This is a genomic window from Synechococcus sp. MIT S1220, assembly GCF_047303025.1.
Taxonomy (GTDB): Bacteria; Cyanobacteriota; Cyanobacteriia; order PCC-6307; family Cyanobiaceae; genus Parasynechococcus.
This window is the reverse complement of the sequence record NZ_CP138939.1, coordinates 739,643-759,164: the sequence shown is the minus strand read 5'-3', so window position 1 is coordinate 759,164 and position 19,522 is coordinate 739,643. Positions and strand designations below refer to the sequence as shown.

The 19,522-nt window shown below is 55.4% G+C and carries 20 protein-coding genes and 1 pseudogene; 8 read left to right on the top strand and 13 right to left on the bottom strand.

Going from position 1 to position 19,522, the window contains the following annotated elements; genetic code table 11:
- Window positions 1-807: an ABC transporter ATP-binding protein gene (locus SIB64_RS03685; RefSeq protein WP_413441964.1), complete on the bottom strand. Its 807-nt coding sequence runs from the start codon at window positions 805-807 to the stop codon at window positions 1-3.
- A 66-nt stretch (window positions 808-873) separates the two neighbouring features.
- On the opposite strand from SIB64_RS03685, the gene SIB64_RS03680 reads away from it, so the two are divergent.
- Window positions 874-2,274 (top strand): gluconeogenesis factor YvcK family protein, encoded by a 1,401-nt coding sequence (locus SIB64_RS03680; protein ID WP_413441963.1) that lies wholly within the window; start codon window positions 874-876, stop codon window positions 2,272-2,274.
- A 497-nt stretch (window positions 2,275-2,771) separates the two neighbouring features.
- On the opposite strand, the pseudogene SIB64_RS03675 reads toward SIB64_RS03680, so the two are convergent.
- Window positions 2,772-3,079: pseudogene (locus tag SIB64_RS03675) on the bottom strand (NAD(P)H-quinone oxidoreductase subunit K); the annotation flags it as partial.
- Between the two features lie 102 nt (window positions 3,080-3,181).
- On the opposite strand from SIB64_RS03675, the gene SIB64_RS03670 reads away from it, so the two are divergent.
- Window positions 3,182-4,255, top strand: a complete 1,074-nt coding sequence (locus SIB64_RS03670; protein WP_413441962.1) for a glycosyltransferase family 61 protein — start codon at window positions 3,182-3,184, stop codon at window positions 4,253-4,255.
- Between the two features lie 14 nt (window positions 4,256-4,269).
- Here the strand turns inward: SIB64_RS03670 and SIB64_RS03665 are convergent, their stop codons facing one another.
- From SIB64_RS03665 to SIB64_RS03655, 3 genes are read right to left on the bottom strand one after another with little or no spacing between them, the layout of a single operon-like run.
- Window positions 4,270-4,833, bottom strand: a complete 564-nt coding sequence (locus tag SIB64_RS03665) for an NAD(P)H-quinone oxidoreductase subunit J (RefSeq protein ID WP_413441961.1) — start codon at window positions 4,831-4,833, stop codon at window positions 4,270-4,272.
- Window positions 4,830-5,561: an NADH-quinone oxidoreductase subunit NuoB gene (nuoB, locus tag SIB64_RS03660; RefSeq protein WP_413442859.1), complete on the bottom strand. Its 732-nt coding sequence runs from the start codon at window positions 5,559-5,561 to the stop codon at window positions 4,830-4,832. The genes SIB64_RS03665 and nuoB overlap by 4 nt, the downstream gene beginning before the upstream one ends.
- An 18-nt stretch (window positions 5,562-5,579) precedes the next feature.
- A complete protein-coding gene (locus SIB64_RS03655; protein WP_413441960.1) occupies window positions 5,580-5,942 on the bottom strand; it encodes an NAD(P)H-quinone oxidoreductase subunit 3 in 363 nt (120 codons plus the stop codon).
- Window positions 5,943-6,025: 83 nt separating this feature from the next.
- Here SIB64_RS03655 and SIB64_RS03650 point away from each other — a divergent pair, with 83 nt between their 5' ends.
- The 6 genes from SIB64_RS03650 (at window position 6,026) to SIB64_RS03625 (ending at window position 8,251) form a co-directional block, all read left to right on the top strand.
- Complete coding sequence (locus SIB64_RS03650; protein ID WP_413441959.1) at window positions 6,026-6,430, top strand: rubredoxin; 405 nt, start codon at window positions 6,026-6,028, stop codon at window positions 6,428-6,430.
- Window positions 6,430-7,443 (top strand): photosynthesis system II assembly factor Ycf48, encoded by a 1,014-nt coding sequence (locus tag SIB64_RS03645; RefSeq protein WP_413441958.1) that lies wholly within the window; start codon window positions 6,430-6,432, stop codon window positions 7,441-7,443. Before SIB64_RS03650 ends, SIB64_RS03645 begins: the two co-directional genes overlap by 1 nt.
- Before the next feature lie 71 nt (window positions 7,444-7,514).
- Window positions 7,515-7,763 carry a cytochrome b559 subunit alpha gene (psbE, locus tag SIB64_RS03640; protein ID WP_413441957.1) on the top strand — a complete coding sequence of 83 codons (249 nt, stop codon included), beginning with the start codon at window positions 7,515-7,517 and terminating at the stop codon, window positions 7,761-7,763.
- 5 nt (window positions 7,764-7,768) lie between these two features.
- A complete protein-coding gene (gene psbF / locus SIB64_RS03635) occupies window positions 7,769-7,906 on the top strand; it encodes a cytochrome b559 subunit beta (protein ID WP_413441956.1) in 138 nt (45 codons plus the stop codon).
- A 14-nt stretch (window positions 7,907-7,920) separates the two neighbouring features.
- The gene (locus SIB64_RS03630) at window positions 7,921-8,040 is read left to right on the top strand and encodes a photosystem II reaction center protein L (protein WP_413441955.1); all 120 of its coding nucleotides are present in this window, start codon (window positions 7,921-7,923) and stop codon (window positions 8,038-8,040) included.
- A 10-nt stretch (window positions 8,041-8,050) separates the two neighbouring features.
- Window positions 8,051-8,251 (top strand): photosystem II reaction center protein J, encoded by a 201-nt coding sequence (locus SIB64_RS03625; protein WP_413441954.1) that lies wholly within the window; start codon window positions 8,051-8,053, stop codon window positions 8,249-8,251.
- Between the two features lie 104 nt (window positions 8,252-8,355).
- Here the strand turns inward: SIB64_RS03625 and SIB64_RS03620 are convergent, their stop codons facing one another.
- From SIB64_RS03620 to SIB64_RS03585, 8 genes are read right to left on the bottom strand one after another with little or no spacing between them, the layout of a single operon-like run.
- A complete protein-coding gene (locus tag SIB64_RS03620; RefSeq protein WP_413441953.1) occupies window positions 8,356-9,381 on the bottom strand; it encodes an NAD-dependent epimerase in 1,026 nt (341 codons plus the stop codon).
- A complete protein-coding gene (locus SIB64_RS03615) occupies window positions 9,378-10,814 on the bottom strand; it encodes a nucleotide sugar dehydrogenase (RefSeq protein ID WP_413441952.1) in 1,437 nt (478 codons plus the stop codon). The genes SIB64_RS03620 and SIB64_RS03615 overlap by 4 nt, the downstream gene beginning before the upstream one ends.
- A complete protein-coding gene (locus tag SIB64_RS03610) occupies window positions 10,811-11,773 on the bottom strand; it encodes a UDP-glucuronic acid decarboxylase family protein (protein WP_413441951.1) in 963 nt (320 codons plus the stop codon). Before SIB64_RS03610 ends, SIB64_RS03615 begins: the two co-directional genes overlap by 4 nt.
- Before the next feature lie 57 nt (window positions 11,774-11,830).
- The gene (hisS, locus tag SIB64_RS03605) at window positions 11,831-13,120 is read right to left on the bottom strand and encodes a histidine--tRNA ligase (protein ID WP_413441950.1); all 1,290 of its coding nucleotides are present in this window, start codon (window positions 13,118-13,120) and stop codon (window positions 11,831-11,833) included.
- Between the two features lie 36 nt (window positions 13,121-13,156).
- Complete coding sequence (locus SIB64_RS03600) at window positions 13,157-14,407, bottom strand: glycosyltransferase family 4 protein (protein WP_413441949.1); 1,251 nt, start codon at window positions 14,405-14,407, stop codon at window positions 13,157-13,159.
- 5 nt (window positions 14,408-14,412) lie between these two features.
- Window positions 14,413-15,714, bottom strand: a complete 1,302-nt coding sequence (locus SIB64_RS03595; RefSeq protein WP_413441948.1) for an HlyD family secretion protein — start codon at window positions 15,712-15,714, stop codon at window positions 14,413-14,415.
- Window positions 15,715-15,716: 2 nt separating this feature from the next.
- The gene (locus SIB64_RS03590; RefSeq protein ID WP_413441947.1) at window positions 15,717-18,683 is read right to left on the bottom strand and encodes a type I secretion system permease/ATPase; all 2,967 of its coding nucleotides are present in this window, start codon (window positions 18,681-18,683) and stop codon (window positions 15,717-15,719) included.
- Entirely contained in the window at window positions 18,680-19,435 is a 756-nt protein-coding gene (locus SIB64_RS03585; protein ID WP_413441946.1) for a peptidylprolyl isomerase, read from the bottom strand. The genes SIB64_RS03590 and SIB64_RS03585 overlap by 4 nt, the downstream gene beginning before the upstream one ends.
- Window positions 19,436-19,522 lie beyond the last annotated feature (87 nt).

Below are 19,522 nucleotides of genomic sequence, written 5' to 3'. Positions count from 1 at the left end.
TCAGTGCGCAGGCTGCATCGGTCCGCGCAGGCTACCGGCCCTGAACTGCTCGACATAGGGGTTATCCGTTGTGCGGAACTCCTCCACCGACCCCTGCCACTGAAAATGACCGTCGTAGACCATCACCACCCGCTCAGCGGAGCGTTCGATCGTGCTGCGCACGTGGCTCACCACCACCGAACATCCGCCCGCCACTGTGGTGGTTTTCACGATCAGATCCTCAATGCGGGTTGAGGCCACAGGATCGAGCCCAGCTGTGGGCTCGTCGTACAACAGCAACGGCATCGACTGATCACTGCGTTGCGGATCATCAATCAGGGCCCGCGCAAAGCTCACCCGTTTCTGCATCCCGCCGCTCAGCTCACCGGGGTAGAGATGTGCCACGTCAAACAATCCCACCGCCTCCAGGCACTCCTGGACCCGCTCTCGTATCTGAGCACTCGACATCCGCGCCTTCTCGCGAAGCAGGAAGCCAACGTTCTCTTCCACCGTTAACGACGCCAGCAGCGCAGGGTTCTGAAAAACAAGCCGCACGTCCGGTGGGTTGTCCTGGTCGAGGCGCAGATAGGTCTGCGTCTCGCCAAACAGGCTCAACTCTCCAGCGGTGGGCAGCTGCAATCCGGCCAGCAATCGCAGCACGGTGGACTTGCCGGCCCCTGAAGGACCGACCACTGCCAGCCGCTCTCCAGGCTGCATCTGCAGATTGACCGCATCGAGTACACAACGGCTTCCCCACCGCATCGTGAGATCACGCATCTCAACAACGGGCTGGGACTCGGGCACCAAAGAGCGTCGGGTAGACGCCATCCTGGCTCGGCTAGACAGCGTTCGTACAGTTCGTCAGACGCCTGGAACCAAAACGCATTGGCGCCCGTGAGCCCGCACCGTAAACGAGAGGCCAGAGTGCTGCGGGCCACGCGCCGGCGGGATCTTGTCACCCGCTCCCAGCGGGCGATGCGCTGGCTGCAGCCTGGCCTAGTGGTGAAGCGCTGGTTGCTCACCTCCGGACTCGGCCTGCTGATGGCCCTGCTCGGAGCGGCGGTTTGGGCCGATCTGAAACCGATCTACTGGATTCTCGAAACGCTCAGCTGGTTTCTGGGCACGATCACGACCGTGCTTCCCCGGGAGGTCACCGGCCCGCTTGTGGTGATCATCGGCATCGGCCTGGTGCTCTGGGGACAAAGCCGAAGCTTCGGATCGATCCAACAGGCTCTGGCACCGGACAAGGACATGGTGCTGGTGGATGCCTTGCGCGCCAAAAGCCGCCTCAACCGCGGCCCCAACATCGTGGCGATAGGGGGTGGGACAGGGCTTTCAACGTTGTTGAGCGGCCTGAAGCGCTACAGCAGCCATATCACCGCCATTGTCACCGTCGCCGATGACGGTGGCAGCAGCGGCAGGCTGCGCAGGGAACTCGGGGTCCTCCCTCCAGGGGACATCCGCAACTGTCTGGCAGCACTCTCCACAGAAGAACCGCTGCTCACACGCCTGTTCCAATATCGCTTTTCCGCTGGCAGCGGCCTGGAGGGTCACAGCTTCGGCAATCTGTTCCTCTCGGCCCTAACGGCCATCACCGGCAATCTCGAAACAGCGATCACCGCCTCGAGTCGGGTTTTGGCTGTTCAAGGACAGGTGGTGCCCGCCACAAATGTGGACGTGCGGCTCTGGGCGGAACTGGAAAACGGCGAGCGGATCGAGGGGGAGAGCAAGATCGGCAAGGCTCCCAGTCCGATCGTCCGTCTGGGCTGCTTGCCAGAACGCCCCCCCGCCTTGCCGCGCGCCCTGGAAGCCATTGCCAACGCCGATCTGATCCTGCTGGGCCCGGGAAGCCTCTACACCTCGCTCCTGCCCAACTTGTTGGTGCCGGAACTCGTTTCAGCCATTCACAGCAGCCGTGCACCGCGCCTGTACATCTGCAATCTGATGACTCAACCAGGCGAGACAGACGGTCTTGATGTCAGCGGGCACTTGCGCGCAATCGAAGCACAGCTGGCCAGCATTGGCATTGATCAGCGCTTGTTCACAGCCGTTCTGGCCCAGGACGACCTGGATTCCTCTCCGCTCGTTGAGCACTACAGGAGCCGAGGTGCTGACCCCGTCGAATGTGATGCCGATTCACTAAGGCGTGATGGCTACGACGTGATGCGGGCACCCCTGCAAGGAGCACGTCCGACTGCAACCCTGCGCCACGACCCACGCAGCCTGGCTTTAGCGGTAATGCGTTTTTACCGCAGCCACCGCTCACAACAGACTGGATCGAATGCGACTCGCTGATGCCAGAAAAGGTGGCAGATTAATCACTTTTCCTGTTTTAAATCAACACGCTTAAGGTGTTAATACAGCAATAAAATATCGGCAAATTCTTCAAAGATAACTGACGAATTTCCTGCCAAGACGACAAACTACTGCGACGATTACATCACGAGCCAAATCGGCAATTTAACGAACTTGCATTCGCCAGGAATCACAATTGCAAGCAGCAGACGTCAAATTGAGCCAACACTTTGCTCAATCCACCACCCCCATGGCCTGGCAAGGCCCAGCCATTCAATAAAAAGCACTGACCTCAAAAGGCCTATCCTGGCAATTCACCGATGGAATGCTTCAAAACTCCAAGAAATTAGAGGAACTTTACCCGTAATTAGCATATTCAGTTATGCCCTAACTTGCCTAGGAAATTCACCTGTGCAATGAGTCATTAATGACCATCCTTCGTTTCATCCAAATCAGGCTGCACATCATCGTTTATCAACGGCCAACCGTTCCAATCTTCAGGCATACAACACGTTTGGGACTGCAACCATTGGCTGAGCGGACCGGGTCAAACCACAACTACAGCCGCTGTGCTTTGTCCTACCTGCAGGAACGCACACGATGATCTCAGCTTCGTAACGCCTGATCGAATGCCAAACGGCGCAATGGGGATGCGTCTGCCGACGCTTGCGACGTTCTGCAAAAGACTCATTGCCCACCTTCTTGAGACACTTGATCACCGCATCGAAGATCGCTTCCAGCCAAAGAGGACACCCAAAGGAGGATAAAGATCAACAGGAATCAGCTTATCGAAGCCGCGAACAGCAATTCTGCAGAGGAATTGAGTGGCAGATATAAAAAGATTCGGCTTGCAGACGAAATATTTTGATGCGGAATGATTCGTGAGATATGATGCAAAACCATAGGCATGCCAAAGTGTTTTATAATGCAATTTTCTGAACTCCAACTCGAGCTTAAATGCAACAGGAAGTTCGGAATAGATACATATTTTTACAGCCTAAAAAATGCTCGTCTTCTGTTTAGCAATATCATCCCAATTCAGAATCAAGAAACAAAAGATGAAAAGCCAATAACTGAGACTCGAGGATTAATTCTGAAAAATGCGTCAAATGAAATAATTCTTTCAAGTTTCAGCAGAGACAACACAATTAGATCGTCTTACATAGAAAAAACCCAATCCGTCTGGGACAAACCAGACGAGCTTCAACTTTCAGGAATTTCATTTTTTTGCGGAGATAGATTTACTGATGGGAACATGTGCCATACAACACTCGACCACCTCATTAGAGCCTGGCAGTGCCAGGAATGCAAAATCACTGTTGATCAATTTATCTTCTACGAATCAACATGGCCATGGGCTAAAAAAATCATCAATAATATGCTGCCAAACTCCAAAGTCATTTACATAAAGGAGTTGCAGTGCATTCATTTTGAGCAATTACTTTTTTGCGCAAACTCCTTTGGGGGGCCTGGAAATACCTTCGCCAAATCAGGGATGCTTGGCCTTAGCCTGAAACATCCAGCATGTTTGGCTAACAGGCGATTTTTGAAAAAGCTTAGAAGGTTGACATTCAAATTAACCGAACAATTAGACGAAATAATGCCTAAAAAAATTTTTATATCGCGAAAGTCACCGGCAAGAAGATTCGCAAATCAGGACGAACTTGAGAAAGCGATCGAATCATATTCATACAATATTTTATACTTAGAAGAAATTTCTATACAAACACAAATGAAAGCATTTCAAAGCGCAGACATCATTATTGGACTGCATGGGGCAGGAATGACAAATATCATAGGCTGCAAAAATAGAACGAAAGTTGTTGAAATTTTTGGGGAAAGAGGAACCTCCTCCTATGCAGACATCGCAGTATCTCTTGGCCTAGAATATATTCACCTGCGCGTTGCAGATCAAAAAAATTACTCAAAAGCAGACATAGATCGACTTGTATGCTTTCTAAAAAATCTAGAAAAACAATAATCTACGAAAAGGTATTAATAAGCATCCTGCATTTCATAAAAATCAGGCTGCACATAATCTTTTCTCAAGGGCCAACCCTTCCAGTCTTCAGGCATCAACAGACGTTTGGGATGTGGATGTCCCTCAAACTGAATACCAAACATGTCGAAGGTTTCGCGCTCCTGCCAATCAGCGCCACGGAACAACCCATACACCGAAGGAAGCGTTGGCGTTCCCTCCCTAGAGAGAAAAACTTTCAGGCGAACCTCTCGAATCTTGGCATCGACCCCTGAAGACATGGCCTCCACCTTCTCATTCAAGGCCACCAAGTGATAGAAACAAACCAGATGTTCACCAGGTCCTTCGTCATATCCCCCCTGGCATTGGAGGTAATCAAAACCGTTTCCTTTCAAAGCAGCGGCGATGATTGGAAGCAGCATCGGTTCAACACCGATCTGTTCCAAACCCAGGTGATCAGCGTCGAGCGATTGATGTTCAAACCCTTGTGCCTGCAACCATTGGCTGACAGGACCCGGTTCAACAACAGCTACAGCTGCTGTCTCTTCACTCGGTGGTGTGGATTTGGGCGTTTCGCTCATGACTCAACGGGCTCCTTGGCCGGGGTGAGAACAGCGGCGTCGGTGGCCAGTTTGCGTCCAGGTGCTTCGGCAAGAGCAGCACGCTGGGTTTCCGCCTGCAGATAGGCACCGGTGATTTCAGGCTCGACCCGCTTCATCGAATGGGCAACAGTGCAATAACGGTGCGTTTGCTGATGCTTGCGACGTTCTGCGAGCGACTCATCACCAACCTTCTTGCGAAGTTTGATCACCGCATCAAAAATCGCCTCTGGCCGTGGAGGACAACCAGGGAGATAAAGATCCACGGGAATCAGTTTGTCGACACCACGAACAGCTGTTGTGGAATCAGCACTGAACATGCCGCCGGTGATGGTGCAGGCGCCCATGGCGATCACGTATTTGGGCTCAGGCATCTGCTCATAGAGCCTCACCAAAGCAGGAGCCATCTTCATCGTGAGCGTGCCGGCCACGATCAGGAGATCAGCTTGTCGCGGCGAACTGCGCGGAACTAGGCCGAATCTGTCGAAATCGAACCGGGAACCAATCAGGGCAGCAAATTCGATGAAACAGCAGGCTGTCCCATAAAGAAGAGGCCAGAGGCTGCTGAGTCGTGCCCAGTTATGGAGGTCATCCAAACTGGTGAGGATCACATTTTCACTGAGATCGCTCGTCACCGATGGAGCACCAATCGGTCCACAGCTTGCTTCCCGCAGGTCGCGAACCGCAGTGATCGAAGGTGTGTTGGACAAAGGAGTTTCAGGCATGACTTAGCTCCACTCGAGAGCACCCTTGCGCCAGGCATAGGCGAGAGCGACGAGAAGGATGGCAATGAAAATCAGAGCTTCGATGAAAGCCAACAGACCAAGGCGGTTGAACGCGACAGCCCAGGGATAAAGGAAAACGGTTTCGACATCAAAGATGACGAAAACCAGAGCAAACATGTAGTAGCGGATGTTGAATTGGATCCAAGCACCACCAATGGGCTCCATGCCTGATTCGTAAGTGAGCTGACGCTCACCTGCGCGACTCTTTGGAGCCACAACTTTGTTGGTGATCAGCGCCAAAATCGGTACGGCAGCAGCTATCAACAAAAACCCCAGGAAGGCGTCGTAGCCAGGCAGGGCAAACATGGATGTCCCCGTAGTCCAACTCATTTTGGCATTCACTGCCGAGAGTTGACGTCGATAGAGTCAGCCGGCATGGCAGCACAGCGGTGAGCGACGAGATCCAGTCTGCGGAGTCCACGACAGCTCCGGTAGAAACCATCGCCGAGGCCTCCAGCGGGGACGAGCAATCAACTGATCCCCGCACCCACCGTTTCGAGTGCCGCAGCTGCGGATACGTCTATGACCCGGATGAAGGGGTCAAAAAGGTGGGGATCCAAGCCGGTACAGCCTTCGAGGATCTCGATCCGCTGAGCTTTCGCTGCCCGGTCTGCCGCAGCCGTGTCGCCGCTTTTAGGGATATCGGACCAAGAACCAAAGCAAGCGGCTTCGAGGAAAACCTCAATTTCGGGCTGGGGGTGAACCGCCTCACGCCTGGTCAGAAGAATGTTCTCATCTTCGGCAGCATGGCGCTTGCCTTCGCATTTTTCCTGTCCCTCTACTCCTTGCGCTGATGCCTCGCACCATCACCAAATTCTTCACCCCACTTCTCAATCTTGCCCTGGCTGTCCTGATCAGCGTCGGGCTGAGTGGATGCGTCACCACGCGTCTGCCGATTGCCGTCTCAAGTCCATGGGAGGCCCAGGACCTCGAAACCCAAGCCAATCCCCTCGATGTGGCTTTTACCGATCGGAACCATGGATTCCTCGTCGGTAGCAATCGGATGATCCAGGAAACCGACGATGCAGGTTCCAATTGGAATCCCCGCAGCCTCGACCTGCCGGATGAAGAAAACTTCCGTTTGATCAGCATCGACTTCAACGGAGCAGAGGGCTGGATCGCCGGTCAACCTGGCCTGCTAATGCACAGCACCGATGCCGGTCAGAATTGGACGCGGCTGTTTTTGGACACCAAATTGCCGGGTGAGCCTTACCTGATCACGGCATTGTCCAAAAATTCGGCTGAACTTGCCACCAATGTGGGCGCGGTTTATGAAACCCATGATGGTGGTGGCAGCTGGGAGGCCAAGGTCACCGATGCGGCAGGCGCCGTTCGTGATCTGCGCCGAAGTGAGGACGGCAGCTACGTCAGCGTCAGCAGCCTGGGCAATTTCTATGCCACCTGGCAGCCCGGTGACCCTGTATGGCAAGTGCACCAGCGCGTGAGCAGTCAGCGCCTGCAAAGCATTGGTTATCAACCCGATGGAAATCTCTGGATGCTCGCCCGTGGCGCCCAAATCCGCCTGAATGATGAGCAGGACGATCTGGAAAGCTGGAGCAAGCCAATCATTCCGATCACCAACGGCTACGGATATATGGACATGGCCTGGGATGACGAGGGTTCCATCTGGGCCGGAGGTGGTAACGGGACCCTTCTCGTCAGTCAGGACGGTGGAGACAGCTGGGAAATCGATCCCGTTGGCGATCGGCAGCCCAGCAATTTCACCCGCATCGTGATCGATGCTGACCACGCCTTTGTGCTGGGTGAGCGGGGCAACCTGCTGCGCTGGGTCAGCAACGCTGTGTAACTGAGCTCAGCTCGGATTGACCGTCCACCGAGCTGAGCTTCTAGAATCTCCGAGCTGATACGCCCAAAGCCATGGCTGCAGGCTCCACAGGGGAACGCCCGTTCTTCGAAATCATTACGAGCATCCGCTATTGGGTGATCCACGCAGTGACCCTGCCGTCGATCTTCCTGGCAGGATTTCTGTTCGTTTCTACAGGCCTGGCCTACGACGCCTTCGGGACACCTCGACCCGACGCTTATTTCCAAGCAACGGAAGCCAAAGCTCCTGTTGTGAGCCAGCGGTATGAGGGCAAGTCCGAGCTCGACGTCCGCCTGAAATAACTCCAATGACCCAAGCTCCAGTCTCCACCACGCCACGCAATTATCCGATTTTTACGGTGCGCTGGCTTGCTCTCCACACTCTCGGCGTGCCAACCGTGTTCTTCCTCGGTGCTCTGGCCGCGATGCAATTCATCCGTCGCTGATTGAGCCCTGATCTATGGATCGCAATCCCAATCCCAACAACCTGCCGGTTGAACTCAACCGCACCAGCCTTTTTCTTGGGCTGTTGTTCGTGTTCACCACCGGTGTGCTGTTTTCCAGCTACTTCTTCAATTGAGGCCTGATTCATGAGCGGAAAGAAGTCTCTGTATCCCGACGGTCGTATTCCCGATCGTCTGCCTGACGGGCGCCCAGCCGTTCCCTGGCGGTCGCGCTGGACGGAAGGTGTCCTGCCGTTGTGGCTGGTTGCCACTGCAGGCGGCATGGCTGTTCTCTTCGTCGTAGGTCTGTTTTTCTACGGTTCCTACACGGGCGTCGGTTCTGCCTGACTTCAATTCAACTCAAGCAATCAAATCAGCCGGCCGCAGGGCCGGTTTTTTGTTGCTCTTTTTGTTTCCCTGCAGCGAGCGTCAGCAGGGGCTTCTCTCAAGATTCAGAGCGAATAGTACGAGCGATACCACTGCGCGAACGAAGCCACACCTGTTTCAATCGTTGTTGAAGGGCGAAATCCAACCCAAGCCTCCAGGGCTGTTGTATCCGCTGCCGTGGCCACCACATCCCCCGGCTGCATCGGCTGAAAATCTTTGATCGCCTCACGGCCAAAGGCCTCTTCCATCACTTCAATGAAGCGCAGCAGTTGTGTGGGCTGGCTGTTCCCGATATTGAACAGACGGTGCGGAGCTGCTGCCGTTGATGGATCTGGATCCAAAGCGTCGAAATGAGGGTCTGCAGTGGCAGGTTTCGCGCAACAACGCAGCACCCCTTCAACAATGTCGTCGATGAAGGTGAAATCACGCTGCATCCGACCGTGATTGAACACCTGGATCGAGTCCCCATCAAGAATGGCGCGCGCAAAGAGCATTGGGGCCATATCCGGCCGTCCCCATGGGCCGTATACCGTGAAAAAACGCAGACCCGTTGCCGGCAAACCGTAGAGATGGCTGTAGGTATGGGCCATCAGTTCATTGGCTTTCTTACTGGCTGCGTAGAGGCTCACGGGATGATTCACCGGCTGCCTTTCCTGGAAAGGCAGATTGCGATTACCGCCGTAAACAGAGCTGCTGGAGGCGTAAATCAGATTGCCGACATCGTGGTGGCGGCAACACTCCAGGATGTTTCCAAAACCGACAAGGTTGCTCTGGATGTAGGCCGCGGGGTTTTCGAGGGAGTAACGCACACCAGCCTGAGCCGCAAGATTGACCACCACTTGAGGACGCTCGTCGTTGAACAGAGCAATCAGCGCCGCATCATCCTCGAGATTCAGCCGCTCAAAACGCCATGCGTCCGCCGCCTCGGGCTTCGCTTGAATGCGCCGTAGGCGCGCTTCTTTAAGCGTTGGGTCGTAGTAGTTGTTGAGATTGTCAACACCAATCACCCGATCACCCTGTTGAAGCAGCCGATCACTCAGCGCCGCACCGATGAAGCCTGCAGCACCAGTGACAAGAACGGTTCGGCTCACTGAGCTCCATCACCCACACGCCAAAGCGTGAGCCCGGCAGCGCGCACCTGATTCGGATCGGCAACGGCTCTGGCATCAAAAACCCAGGCTGGACGGCGCATTCGCGCGGAAAGATCCTTCCAGTCCAGCGTCCGGTACTGCGTCCACTCGGTCAGGATCAAAACGGCATCAGCACCGGCAACAGCCTGTTCAACACTGCCAGCTGCCCACCAGGCTCCCTGACCGCTCAGGGTCTTGGCTGTCATGCCGGTTCCAGCATCCGGCACCTCAGCATCCTGTCGGAGATCGCGAGAAATCTGAGCAGACTCGACCTTTGGATCATGAATCGCAAGCTGCGCACCTTCTTCGAGCAGATCATGGGCAATCCGAATCGCCGGAGCTTCACGGGTGTCGTTTGTGTCGGCCTTGAAGGCGAAGCCAAGGATCGCAAGACGTTTTCCGGTGACCGTCCCAAAGAGACGCTGAACCACAAGCCTGGAGATCCGGTGCTGCTGCCAGGTGTTGAGATGCACCACACTCTCCCAGTAATCAGCGACTTCCGGCAGACCGAAGTGACGGCAGAGATACACCAGATTGAGAATGTCCTTCTGAAAACAACTGCCTCCGAAACCCGGGCCGGACTGCAGGAACTTGGGACCAATCCGACTGTCGGTACCAATGGCGCGGGCGACCTCGCGGACATCAGCCCCAGTGTTCTCACATAAAGCCGCCACTGAATTGATCGAACTGATCCGCTGAGCCAGAAAAGCATTGGCGGTGAGCTTGGACAGTTCACTGCTCCAAAGATTGGTGCGCAGGATCCGTTCACCGGGCACCCACTGGCCGTACACACCGGCCAGGGCATCGATGGAGCTGTCATCTTCACCACCGATCAGAACACGATCAGGGGTTTCAAGATCCCGAATGGCCGTTCCTTCAGCCAGGAATTCGGGATTAGACAAAACCGCAAATGTCCGTGGCGCTTCCCCTTCAGCCAGGGGCGCCTGAGCTGCCTCAAGAATGGTGCGAATCGCTTCAGCTGTACGAACCGGAAGGGTGCTTTTTTCGACAACGATCGTGTGGCCACGCGCGGATTTGGCCACCTGACGAGCACAGGCCTCGACCCAACGCAGATCACTCGCCTGCCCTGCACCAAGCCCCCGGGCCTTCGTCGGGGTGTTGACGGAAATAAACACCATGTCGGCATCGGCGATCGCGCCATCCACATCGGTGGAGAAATGAAGGTTGCGGCCCCGCGCCCGATCCACCACAGCATCCAGACCCGGTTCATAGACCGGAAGACGACTGAGGTCTGCATCGTTCCAAGCCGCGATTCGCTGCTCGTTGAGATCGACAACGGTGACCTGTACATCCAGACACCGGTCTGCAATCACCGCCATGGTCGGGCCACCGACGTAACCCGCCCCCATGCAACAGATGCGCTGGATTGTCATGAAGACACCTCGGCGGATCCACCGGGTTGAAGTCCAAGAACCTTACGGAACCAATCAATGGTCGGTTCGAGTCCCTGCTCCAGTGAAATGGTCGGCTCCCAGCCCAGTTCCTGACGAGCCAGATCAATCACGGGCTGACGTTGGAGAGGGTCATCCGCCGGCAAGGGCTTCTCAATCAGCGGGAGCTGAGGATTGACATTATTTCTGATCAATTCCGCCAACTGACGAATGGTGAACTCACCGGGATTGCCAATATTCATTGGACCGGTATGAGATCCATTCATCAAACGAATCATGCCCTCCACGAGATCGTCAACGAAACAGAAGGATCGCGTCTGGCTGCCATCTCCATAAAGCGTCAACGGCTCACCTTTTAAAGCCTGAACGATGAAGTTACTGACCACCCGACCATCATCTGGCAGCATGCGCGGGCCGTAAGTATTAAAAATTCGCATGACACGAATTTCCACTTCATGCATTCGCTGGTAATCGAAGCAGAGAGTTTCCGCAATCCTCTTTCCTTCGTCATAACAACTTCGAATGCCAATTGTATTGACACAGCCTCGATAACTTTCTGGTTGAGGATGCACCTCTGGATCCCCATACACTTCACTGGTGCTTGCGAGCAATAAACGCGCTCCAACGCGCCTTGCCAGGCCAAGCATGTTGTACGTCCCTAAAAAACTGGTCTTGGATGTTTTGATCGGGTTGAACTGATAGTGAACAGGTGATGCTGGACAAGCCAGATGCCAGATCCGATCACATTCCAGACGGATCGGATCCGTTACATCATGGCGAATGAGTTCAAAACGTGGATGACCCATCCACTGAGAAATATTTTTTTTACGTCCGGTGAAATAATTATCGAGGCAAATCACTTCTTCGCCTGCTTCCATCAGGCGATCAATCAGATGGGAGCCAACGAAACCGGCTCCTCCCGTCACCAGATTGATCAACAAACACACCCAAAATCCCAGGCAAAGTACCACGCATGGCGTGATGTCACACGTTGATTCCTAGCGTCGCAGCAGGGTGATCAGGCCCTCCAGATCTGCCAACTTGAGGGTGATGGGCTCACCATCACCATGCAACGGCTTGAGGCGCACCTCGCTCCGCTCGGCTTCCTCCTCTCCAATCACCAGAGCCCAACGGGCACCACTGCGATCGGCGCGTTTGAACTGCTTGCCGAACGCTGATCCGCTCCCGTCCAACTCCACCGCCAATTCGGCTTGACGCAAGGACCGGGCTAGGGCTAAGGCAAGCCGCTCAGCCGATTCTCCCCGATTCACCAAAAAAGCATCTGGAACTTGACGCGTCGTGAGACGAGCAGCAGGTCCTTGAGGATCCGCTTCCGACGCCGCCTCAAGCACAAGAATCAACCGCTCCATGCCAAGTGCCCAGCCGATCGCCGGTGTTGCTGGACCACCCAATTGACTGACCAGCCCGTTGTAGCGCCCACCCCCGCAAACAGTGGCCTGCGCACCCAGCTGATCGCTGGTGATTTCGAACGCTGTATGGCCGTAGTAGTCCAGGCCCCGCACAAGGCGTGGATTGATCCTGAACGGGATCCCCAGGGTGTCGAGCCCCTGCTGAACCTCATCAAACCGACGACGACTGGCGTCACTAAGCGCATCAGCAAGCGTTGGCGCCTCATCAAGCAGAGCCTGGGTGGCCTTGTTTTTGGAATCCAGGATGCGCAGCGGATTGACCTGCAACCGTTGACGGGAGTCATCGTCGAGCTGGTCCGCCCGTTGCTCCAACCAGCGCACCAGAGCCTCGCGATAGGCGATTCGATCCTCAGGTGAGCCAAGGCTGTTGAGCTCGAGTTCCAGCCCCCCTACGCCAAGGCTGGCGAGTAGATCCCAGCCCAGGGCAATCACTTCGACATCACTACGGGGACTGTCCGCCCCCAACCACTCCACACCGATCTGATGAAACTGCCGCTGTCGCCCGGCCTGAGGGCGCTCATAGCGGAACATTGGGCCTGAATACCAAAGGCGTTGCGGCCCCTGACTGAGCAATCCGTGCTGCAGGGCGGCCCTGACCACCGAAGCCGTGCCCTCCGGCCGCAAGGTGCAGCTGCGATCACCACGATCGCTGAAGCTATACATCTCCTTTCCCACCACATCCGTTGCTTCGCCGATCCCTCGGCAGAACAGTTCGGTGGTTTCGAGAAGTGGGGTGCGGATCTCCAGAAAACCAGAACGCTGAAACAACCGGCGGGCCGCGTCCTCCACCGCCTGCCAGCGCTGCATCGCTTCCGGCAGCAGATCCACCATGCCCCTCAGGCTTTGCAGCTGCGTCAAATCGAACGGTTCTGAATCCCGTCTCAGTTTGCCGTTTCAGGCGTTGATGCTTCCACTGGCCACAAGGTCCAGCAATCCCAGCTGGCGCGTGACACAAAGATCAAGGTCGTAAGTGCGTTGCACGGTGCGGCGGGCCGCCTCTCCAAATGCACGAGCTTGGTCTCGATTTTGAAGCGTCTCCGTCACGGCCGCCGCCAAATCAGCAGGGGAGAAGAAATCCACAAGCAGGCCATTGCTGCCGTGCCTGATCACCTCCTGAACGGGTGCTGTTGCCGAGCCGACGACAGCACAACCACAGGCCATCGCCTCCAGCAGACTCCAGCTCATCACGAAGGGATAGGTGAGATAGACGTGACAGGCACTCAGCTGCAGAAGGGGAATGAATTGGGTGTAGGGCAGAGTTCCTGTGAAGTGCACACGGGAAGGGTCGTAACGCCCCTCGATCTCGGCAAGAAACTGGTCTTTCCACTCACCGTCGGGGCACGCAGCGCCGTAACTCACTCCTTTGGTCTCACCAACGATCACAATGCGTGCGTCAGGGCACTGCTCCTGCAAGGCCGGTAAGGCCCTGAGAAACGTGTGGCAGCCTCGATACGGCTCAAGTCTTCGATTGACGAAGGTCACAATCGGCTGGCCAGGCTTCAATTCCGTTCCGTCCGGAAGGATGAGCGATTCGGGGTTCGGATTGGGGGCGGCTCGCTTGGTATCAACGCCGTCATGAACAACGCTGATGCGCTTCCGCCAGTGTTCAGGAAAACTGCTTGCCTGGAAATGGGTTGGCGACACATTCCAGCTGGCTTGTTCAAGAGTGACGTGCAGGTATGCATTTTTCATGATCAGCTTTGCCTGGGCCTTCCATGAGCGCTCCTCCTGAAATTCGGGATCGAAATTGGAATCGAAGCCGTGCTCGTTATAGAAAAATTCCTGATAGCAGAGCAGAGGAGAATTTGGCCAGATTGTTCGAAGAAACAGGGGCTCTCCCCAACCGGGATGAGCAAGAATCACATCCGGTTCAAAACCCTTGGCTTTGAGTTGATGCGCAGCTCGTGCACATCCTTCTGCACGAATCATCTTTGTCTCCGTCTCCATCACCAAGGGGTGCACCCCAGGGGTGTTGCCACGATCCAAGCGATAACGAAAATAATTAAGCTGTTCTGGCAATGGTCGATTACGGTCGAGCTCATTAATACCAAGTGCAACCAACTGATGATTACCAATCTGAGCTAATCTCTGAACAATATGAACGTACTGACCAGGAAAGTTCTGGTGTATAAATAAAATTCGCATTGAGATCAGAGCCTCTGCAACGACTCAGCTTTGTCCTGGAATTCACCAAGAAGCAACTGCAAATACGACACCTTGCGAAGCTTGATATTGGCGGTGAGGCTCATGCCAACACCCAGTCGCAATTGGTTGCCACTTTTTAACTTCAACTGTTGGCTGGCCAATTCAACCGTCACGGGAAAAGCAAGCTCCTGACGCTGCTCCTGTGGATTAGGTGGCAATGCATCAGAGCCAACCTTGACCACCTCCCCTTGAAGCACACCGAAATCAGTGGAGGGGTAGGAATCGATGCTGATATCGGATTCCATCCCGGGGCGGACAAAACCAATTTTGTTGCTGGGAACTTCAACGTTTGCTTCAAGTGCACCGAACCCACCCTTGCCCTCTCGGTAGGGGACGACCTTCATCACCGTTTGGGTGCCCTGGGCGGTAAACCCGGGTGAGGTTGGCTCCATGTCAAACACCAATCCGCGCACCGGTGACCTCAGTTCCTGATACCGCAGCGTGACATTCGTCTCGGTCAGTTTGGCCTTCAGGTCGGCCTGCTGAACCTTCAATTGCTGGATCGACTGTTCCAACTGATTCATGTTCTGCTGCAGCTGCTGGATGCCTTGATTCAAAACGGCGGTTTGCCGCATCCGTTCCACCTTCACCTGCATCAACCGACCACGGGTCTCCTCAACCCGATTCTTCTGGCTGAGAGTTTGCAATTCGGACTCAGCTCCGGCAAGCCTCAACATCTCATAACGACGGAGAATTTCAGTTTCGAGCACCAACTTGTTATTCAACATCAACTCCTCTTCTTCACTCATCTCAAGGGTGCGCTCAAGCTCAATTTGCTTCAGTTTTTTCTCCTCAGCTTCAAGAAGCAACTCCTTTTCTTTGAGCTTGAGTGTTTCATCAAGTGCCTTGATCTGTGTTTCGTAGGAATTCTTCTGTTCCTTGCTGGTTTCGGTATCGAGTTTGATCAACACCTGGCCAGCCTGAACCTCTTCGCCCTCTGTCACCAGAATCTCTTCCACCACACCCCCCATGGGCATTTGAATGTCCTGAACGGAGCCAACCGGCTCGAGTTTCCCCGTTGCCACAACGATCTCCTCGGTGCGGGCGAGAGCAAGCCAGCCGACTCCAAACACCGTGGTGCCAATCAGGGTCCAGGTGACGGTACGCATCCAGAAGCGACCCTGCTGGAGCACCGATTCGTCGTATTTGGTGATTGAAACAGTTTCACCGCTGACATCCTGAACATCCGACTGCTCTGAGAGCGTTGAAGGCTGACGATTGAATGGATTTTTGAGATTCAATTTCATGATCAGGCGTCCCCTTGCTGGCGATAAAGGGCGTAATAACGGCCCCGGTGTGTCATCAATTCGTCATGGGTGCCCACTTCAACAATGGCACCCTTGTCCAACATCACAATCATGTCTGCATTGCGAATCGTCGAGAGGCGATGGGTGATGAAGAAGACGGTTCGATCATTCAGGTTATCGAGCAGGTTGTCGCATACCTTCCGTTCAGTTTCGTAGTCCAAAGCGCTCGTCGCCTCATCCATCACCAACAACTTGGGGTTGCTGAGCAAAGTGCGAGCGATCGCGACGCGCTGACGCTGGCCACCACTCAGCGATGCCCCGCGTTCACCAACAGATGTGCTGTACCCACTTGGAAGATCCATGATGAAGTCATGGGCATTTGCCAGTCGAGCAGCTCGGACGATTTCTTCACTCGATGACTCAGGATTGGTAAGAGCAATATTTTCACTCACTGTGCCACTAAATAACAAAGGATCTTGGGGAACAATACCAATCTGACGGCGTAGTGAATACAACTCAACTTTGGCAATGTCATACCCATCGATCACAATCCGACCCTCACCGGGGTCATACAGCCGTGGCAATAACTTCATCAAGGTGCTCTTGCCGCTTCCGCTTTGGCCGACGATGCCCACGAATGTTCCAGATGGAACTTCGAGGTTGATGTCCTTCAAAACTTCGGGCTGACCAGGACGGAATCGGAACGAGAGATCTTCGAAGCGAACCAGACCCTGAAGGGGAGGCAACATCACCTTCGACTTATCAACTTCATCAGACTCTTCCGGCGTGTCGATCACATCGGCGAGACGCTCAAAACTGACCCGTAGTTCCTGGATGTTCTGCCAAATCGTGGAAAGACGAAGCAACGGTTGTGTCACATACCCGGAAATAATCCGGAATGCAATCAACTGACCAAGGGTCAGATCACCACTCAGCACCATCGATGCACCGATCCAGAGCACCATCAGCTGGGAGATTTTCTGCAGCACCTGACTGGTCTGGTTCAGGGCCGTGCCGGTGATCGTTTTCTCAAAGGTTCTGGCGATGTACTGGGAATAGAACTCCTGCCAGCGCCAGCGGCTCACCATTTCCACGTTCTGGGCTTTCACGGTCTGTATACCGGTGAGCACTTCAACCAGGTGGCTCTGGGTTTTGGCGTTCTCCTCTGCCGCTGAGCGGAACTGGCGGCGGAACAGTGGTGCACCCAAAAGCGTCAGGCCCACCTGAATGGGCAGGACCGACAGGGCGATCAGAGTCAACAGCCAGCTGTAAACCACCATGACGGCGATATAAATCAGCGAGAACGCAGCATCAAGAATCGTGGTGAGGGCCTGGCCTGTCAGAAAGTTTCGGATCTTCTCAAGTTCCGCAACCCGGGTTCCGAGTTCACCAACCGGGCGTTTGTCGAAGTAACCGAGCGGCAAGCGCAGGAGGTGATCAATCACCTCGGCACCAAGCCGCTGATCGATCCGGTTGGTGGTTTCAGCGAAGAGGAAGGTCTTAAGGCTGCCCAGAACACCCTCAAGAATCGTCACCACAACCAACGCGATGCCAAGAACCTGAAGGGTGTCGAGACTGCGCTGGCTGATCACCTTGTCGATGATCACCTGAATCAGCAACGGGTTGGCCAGGGTGAAGAGCTGCACCACGAAGCTGGCGGCGAGCACCTGGATCAGCACGCCCCGATACCGCTTCAAAGCCGGCCAGAACCAGCCCGGGCCGAATTTCTGATCGGGTGTGGCATTGGAGCGCTCCATCAGCAGGAGCTCGATGCCTTCAGGGAAGTTGTCCTCCAGCTCGGACGGATCGAGGGTCACCATGCCGTGCTTCGGCGAAGCAAGGGTCAGACCCTTCTCATGACTGGCCACCACAAGGGCAAAGCCGTTTTTCCAAGGCACCATTGACGGCACCTGCAGACGCGTCCCTGCTTCTGATGGCACCCTTGCCGCCATCACGTGCAATCCCAAACTCGCTGCCAACTGCCCGCAGAGCTGAAGATTGGGTGTCAGTCCACGGCGCAGGTTGTCCTGCAGAACCTTCTCGATCGAATCACGCCGGAAGGGCAGCTTCATCAGCTGAGCGAGCATCTGGAAGCAGGCCAGCGTTTCCGGCAGAGGACCATCCCCGCGAATCAAACGGAGACTGTCGACGACATTGCGCTCAGGGCTGTAGCGACTGACCGGTGGGAGGGTTTCGCCATCCTCCGACGATTCGAAGGGGATCAGCTCGCCACTGACCGGTTCGGTACCAGCCTCTCCACTTGAATCAGCTGCATCCTTTGACGGAGAACCCTCAAGCCGTTGTTGGATCTGCGGAGGAAGGGCAACAAGCCGCGGCCTGAACCGCTGACTCTGATCCACATCCGACAACAACAGAACCGGCTGGCCGACGGTGCAAGTTCCCCAGCTCGAGGACACGTAAATCGACTGGCCATCATTGAGTGCGCTCTGGAGCGACTCCTCATCCGCACTGCAGCGTTCGGCCTCCTTCAACGCCGCCTCAAGCAGCTCAAGCGCTGTGTCTTCAGCGGTTGGCGATTGAGCTGCCAGCACCTCGAGAAGCTGCAGGAGCTCCTGCGGCCAGAGCTGACGATCACACCAGGCCGCAAAGGATGGTTCTGACGCGTAGAGATCAGTCCAGAGCTCATCGCTAATGGCGCAGGCCACAACCTCCTGGGACGCCACAACGTTCTCGCAGGCCTTGCCGACCATCAGGCTTGCGGCTCCGATCACACTGCCGGGGCCGAACTTGCCCACCGTGGTGAGGCGTCCGTTGTGGCGACCCACCAGTCGCGCCTGTCCCTGGAGAAGGATCAGAACCCGCGCTGGGATGTCATCCGGCTCGGAGAGCTGCTGGCCCAACTCAAAGCGCAGCACCCGCGTGCCCTTTTCGAGGCGACCAGCCCCGGCTTCACTGAGCTCTCGGAAGGCGGGGTGCTTGAGGAGAGGAAACGTCGGAGACATGGTCATCGGGAAGCTTTGGCGTCGACGTTGCCGTTGAGCCGGCTCAAATTAGTTGCTGTCTGCTCGGCGATCCACTCGTCGAACATCTCCTTGCACATTCGGTCGGAGACCTCGTCGGTGAAGGTGGCTGGTGAGTAGCGCTCCAACCGCACCACCAACCACCAGTCGGAGATCCGGAATGGTTCCAGCAGCACTCCTGGCTGGGACACCCGCAGCTTCTCAACAAGCACCGGGTGGGCCTGGGTCAAGGGCACCGGACCAACGATGCCGTTGGTGTTTCGTTCCGGACCTTCGGCGTAGCGTTTCGCCAGATCGGCGAAATTGGACTCCCCGGATTCAATCTGGAGGTAGAGCTCCCGTGCGAGAAAACGATTTTCCAGCCGCAGGAGGCTGTACACAACCTGATCGAGTTCGTTCTTGCGCTCGAGGAAGCGTGCTTCGGCTTTGGCTGAAAATTGCTCACGGGCCGTTGACCGCTGCTGAATGCCGCGCTTCAGCTGGTCCAGAACCATCGCTTCAGGCCGTCCCAATTCGGTGAGGAGCTCTGGCCATTGCTCAAGCTCTTCATAACCGCGACGTTCAAGCAGTCCGAGCTTCGCCTGATCAAGTTCTTCATCACTGACTTGCGTACTGGCAATCGACTCAGTCGTCACCATCTGCTCGACCAGGGGCCGGAGCAGGTTGTAGCGATTCAGAAGGGCACGACCATCAGATCCGATCAGCCGTTTCAGCTCAGCCAGTGCTGATCCACTCTCCACTGCAGGTCCGTCAACGGTCGAACACTAGTTGCAATTTCCTGGCCTGACCTGGGATCACATCGCCTGCTCCAGAATCGTTCATGGACC

Excerpts from the sequence above, each read along its gene's own strand:
- SIB64_RS03685 (WP_413441964.1), bottom strand. The coding sequence starts at position 807 with ATGGCGTCTACCCGACGCTCTTTGGTGCCCGAGTCCCAGCCCGTTGTT.
- SIB64_RS03670 (WP_413441962.1), top strand. The coding sequence starts at position 3,182 with ATGCCAAAGTGTTTTATAATGCAATTTTCTGAACTCCAACTCGAGCTT.
- SIB64_RS03665 (WP_413441961.1), bottom strand. The coding sequence starts at position 4,833 with ATGAGCGAAACGCCCAAATCCACACCACCGAGTGAAGAGACAGCAGCT.
- SIB64_RS03655 (WP_413441960.1), bottom strand. The coding sequence starts at position 5,942 with ATGTTTGCCCTGCCTGGCTACGACGCCTTCCTGGGGTTTTTGTTGATA.
- SIB64_RS03645 (WP_413441958.1), top strand. The coding sequence starts at position 6,430 with ATGCCTCGCACCATCACCAAATTCTTCACCCCACTTCTCAATCTTGCC.
- psbE (WP_413441957.1), top strand. The coding sequence starts at position 7,515 with ATGGCTGCAGGCTCCACAGGGGAACGCCCGTTCTTCGAAATCATTACG.
- psbF (WP_413441956.1), top strand. The coding sequence starts at position 7,769 with ATGACCCAAGCTCCAGTCTCCACCACGCCACGCAATTATCCGATTTTT.
- SIB64_RS03630 (WP_413441955.1), top strand. The coding sequence starts at position 7,921 with ATGGATCGCAATCCCAATCCCAACAACCTGCCGGTTGAACTCAACCGC.
- SIB64_RS03625 (WP_413441954.1), top strand. The coding sequence starts at position 8,051 with ATGAGCGGAAAGAAGTCTCTGTATCCCGACGGTCGTATTCCCGATCGT.
- SIB64_RS03615 (WP_413441952.1), bottom strand. The coding sequence starts at position 10,814 with ATGACAATCCAGCGCATCTGTTGCATGGGGGCGGGTTACGTCGGTGGC.
- SIB64_RS03600 (WP_413441949.1), bottom strand. The coding sequence starts at position 14,407 with ATGCGAATTTTATTTATACACCAGAACTTTCCTGGTCAGTACGTTCAT.
- SIB64_RS03595 (WP_413441948.1), bottom strand. The coding sequence starts at position 15,714 with ATGAAATTGAATCTCAAAAATCCATTCAATCGTCAGCCTTCAACGCTC.
- SIB64_RS03590 (WP_413441947.1), bottom strand. The coding sequence starts at position 18,683 with ATGACCATGTCTCCGACGTTTCCTCTCCTCAAGCACCCCGCCTTCCGA.